This is a genomic window from Okeania sp. SIO2B9 (assembly GCF_010672505.1).
Classification (GTDB): domain Bacteria; phylum Cyanobacteriota; class Cyanobacteriia; order Cyanobacteriales; family Microcoleaceae; genus Okeania; species Okeania hirsuta.
The window spans coordinates 1-3,663 of the sequence record NZ_JAAHGK010000797.1 but is presented as its reverse complement, the minus strand read 5'-3'; the positions used below and the strand labels follow the sequence as shown (position 1 = coordinate 3,663).

At 35.2% G+C, this 3,663-nt stretch carries 4 protein-coding genes; 3 read left to right on the top strand and 1 reads right to left on the bottom strand.

Annotated elements, in window-relative coordinates:
* Positions 1 to 666 precede the first annotated feature (666 nt).
* From F6K13_RS23550 to folP, 3 genes are all read left to right on the top strand, one after another.
* Positions 667 to 852 carry a PCP reductase family protein gene (locus F6K13_RS23550; protein WP_124154833.1) on the top strand — a complete coding sequence of 62 codons (186 nt, stop codon included), beginning with the start codon at positions 667 to 669 and terminating at the stop codon, positions 850 to 852.
* A gap of 274 nt (positions 853 to 1,126) precedes the next feature.
* The gene (gene tpiA, locus F6K13_RS23545; RefSeq protein WP_124154832.1) at positions 1,127 to 1,852 is read left to right on the top strand and encodes a triose-phosphate isomerase; all 726 of its coding nucleotides are present in this window, start codon (positions 1,127 to 1,129) and stop codon (positions 1,850 to 1,852) included.
* A gap of 695 nt (positions 1,853 to 2,547) precedes the next feature.
* A complete protein-coding gene (folP, locus tag F6K13_RS23540) occupies positions 2,548 to 3,408 on the top strand; it encodes a dihydropteroate synthase (protein WP_124154831.1) in 861 nt (286 codons plus the stop codon).
* Positions 3,409 to 3,457: 49 nt separating this feature from the next.
* On the opposite strand, the gene F6K13_RS23535 is transcribed toward folP, so the two are convergent.
* Positions 3,458 to 3,663 (bottom strand): hypothetical protein (locus F6K13_RS23535; RefSeq protein ID WP_287288560.1); only part of this gene is annotated, 206 nt, incomplete at its 5' end.

Sequence of the window (3,663 nt, the reverse complement as noted above, 5' to 3'; positions counted from 1 at the left end):
TTGGCGGGCAAGATGCCCGCCAGATGTACCTCACTGATATGAAACATACTATATATAACTATAGCAGGGAACAGACAAGCTTTTGGGGAAGACATTGAGGGTAATGGTGTCCCATGGTATGTGATCGCATTCTCATGCTCAAATTCCTCTGTACTTAGATCGCAATTTTTCTAGAGAAAGTCTGAGTAATACCAATTTCATCAATGTTTGCTACAAATAGCTAGGGTATTTCTTAGGAGTCAGGTAGGGGAGCTGTCGGATTGGCGACGTACAGAATGAATGACTTCAATACCAGTTTTGAGCTAGTAAATTCTCTTTTTTCTCAAAGGGACATTTTCTTTAAAGTATTTAGATCGCACTTATTATTAGTAACATTCTTTTTTTAAATTGGTATAATAAGGCAGGAGAAAGGTACCAAATTGGAAGTCGGGAATAGAGATTAATATTGAACTGTACCTCACCATCTTAAAAAGTGCTGTAAATTTTATATTTCCAGTTCCCTAAAATTTTTCTAATAGTTAGTTTGGAATTTCTGAGAATACAAAGTTAAGTTAAAATGGACTAATAAAAATAATAAAGTAATATGAGTTCTAATCTAAGAGAACTTTCCTTAATTAGCTAGAGATTTTCATCCCTGGCAGATAAACCTATGCTGGAAGATTTAATATGACTGATTCTAATTTTAATCACGAATTACAATGGACGCCAGAAGCTCAAATTAAATTAAAAAATATTCCCTATTTTGTTCGAGCTCAGGCAAGAAAGCGAATTGAAGATTTGGCCAGAGAAGCAGAGCAAGAAGTCGTCACAGCAGAAATAGTTGAGCAAGCTCGATTAGAATTTGGCCAGTAGGATAATCAAGTCAAAAGTTAAAAGTTAAAAGTCAAAAGTCAAACCACCCCTAACCCCTCTGGTGGAGGGGAAGTAGGGGATTTGAGCTCCGCTCCAAAAATATTTCGCCATTTCTTGGCGGGGTGGCACGACCCAATCCTGTTTGATAACAACATTCCAATCAACACAATTGTGATGAGGAAAACAATTATTCTTTGAAGTCTAGAAAAAGGACTCATAAAGCCTTAGACTGGAGTGTTGCAGATAGTCAAGTTTGAGGTCTACAAAATCAACAGTGAGAAAAATTATAATTGCTGGGAACTGGAAAATGTACAAAACCCAAGCAGAAGCTAAAGAGTTTCTCCAGGGTTTAATGTCTCAACTCACAGAAATCCCTGAAAAACCTGAAGTAGTTCTCTGCACTCCCTTTACTGCACTAGATTTTATGTCAAAAAATTTGCATGGGAGTCGGATAAAGTTGGGTGCCCAAAATGTGCATTGGGAAGATGAGGGAGCATATACAGGAGAAATTTCTGGCCCAATGCTCAAGGAAATTGGAGTTAATTATGTAATTGTTGGCCATAGTGAGCGTCGTCAACATTTTGGTGAAACTGACGAAAAAGTTAATTTGCGCTTAAAAGCTGCTCAGAAGCATGGTTTAACCCCTATTCTCTGTGTGGGAGAATCTAAGGAGCAAAGAGCTGCTGGTGAAACAGAATCACATATCTTTTCTCAGTTGGCCACAGATTTAATTGATGTGGATCAGGAAAATCTAGTAATTGCCTATGAACCTATCTGGGCAATTGGTACTGGTGATACTTGTGAAGCTAAAGAAGCTAACCGTGTTATTGGTTTAATTCGTAGTAAGTTAACTAATTCTAATGTCACTATTCAATATGGTGGATCTGTTAAACCTAATAATGTTGATGAAATTATGGCTCAACCAGAAATTGATGGTGCTTTAGTTGGGGGAGCAAGTTTAATGCCAGATAGTTTTTCTCGTCTAATTAATTATAAATAATTTCAGGATTATTGATGATTAATTAGACTTCTTTGAGAAATTAAAAAAGGGAGGAAAAAAGAGTATGTTACAGCAAAATAGAAATATAAATTTACTAATTTCCTAAACAATTTGCACTATAACATAACTATAAATTGGTGTTCAAGAATTTAGAATTAAGAATTAATAATTTAGAATTACCTCTTCTTTTCAAGGAGAGGATTGGGTTAAAAGGAATTTTTTTCTTTTTCTCCATGAATGGAGAGGCTTTATACCTTGATTTTTCTGTAATAATTATGGAGAATAAAGCCTCACTATCATGTATAGATTTGGTTTAATTCTTCGACCTAGTTTTTGTTCTACTAACAGTTATAGTTGACAATTTTTTTCTTCCCTTTTGCTTAAATTATCCTAAAATAAATTCTCATAAATCATCTAAACTGTTAGTGGGTTAATTAGGGCTTGCTGATTAAATATCAAAGCATTGAATGATATTGGTTTCAGCCTTTTTTTGCCTTTAAAAAGTGCAAGCTTTTCGGTCTAAAGAGCTGCAACAAAGCTAGTATTTTGGGATGATTATGGCAGAAAAATCACTCTTACAATTTTTACGACTACCTCCTCTATGATTTCCATTTATCCTGTCTCCTGTCTCCTGTCTCCTACCCCTACCACTCATACTTTATTCAGCAAACCTTAATTATTAAACATCATCAAATATGCACAATTACTATCAAAATTTTGTTTGGGGAAAACGTACCTATATTATGGGTATTTTGAATATAACGCCAGATAGTTTTAGTGATGGTGGTGATTTTAATACGCTAGAAACATCTTTAAAACAAGCCAAAAAAATGGTAGAATATGGTGCCGATATGATTGATATTGGCGGTCAATCTACTCGACCAGGGGCTGAAGTTGTTTCTCTGGAGGAGGAAATTAATCGGGTTCTACCAATAATTAAGTTATTAAGAAATCAGCAAAATATTTGTGCTGAAATTCCTATTTCTGTTGATACAACTAGAGCAGTAGTTGCACAAAAAGCTGTGGAAGTTGGTGCTAATTTAATTAATGATATTTCTGGGGGAACTTATGACTCAGATATGTTTTCAGTGGTGGCTGGTCTCAAAGTGCCGATTGTATTAATGCACATTAAGGGTACGCCAAAAACAATGCAAAAATTGACAGATTATCAAGATTTAATTGGGGAAATATATCAATTTTTAGAGAGTCGAATAGAGGCTGCTATAACAGCGGGAATTGAAAGGGATAAAATTATTATTGACCCTGGTATTGGTTTTGCTAAAAATTACGAACAAAATTTAGAAATTATCCGCAATTTATCAAGGTTTAAAAGTTTAAATTGTCCGATTTTAGTAGGATTATCTCGTAAAAGTTTTATTGGTAAAATTTTAAATCAACCTGATGCTAAACAAAGAGTTTGGGGAACTGCTGCAGGTTGTGTGGCGGCGATCGCTGAGTCTGTAGATATTTTACGAGTTCACGATGTTAAAGAAATGTCTGAAGTTTGTCGAGTTGCAGATGTTATTTTTAGGAAGGAAGAAGAAGGGTTAAAATAATTCAGGAGTCAGGAAGAATAAGAGTAGAAATTATTTTTTTATCTTGGGTTTATACCCCACCCTCTACACGGTGTTGAATTGGTTGGGGTTTGAGTTCCCATCCATTTTTTTCTTCCTTCTTCCTTCTTATATCATGTCCGTTTATATCGTTTGTGTAAACCCAAGGGTGAATATCTACAGGAAATGATGGTTTTTTCTTGCGAGGGTAGCCTTCTTTCCTCTTCCCTCTTTCTTCTTCCTTCTTCCTTCTTCCTT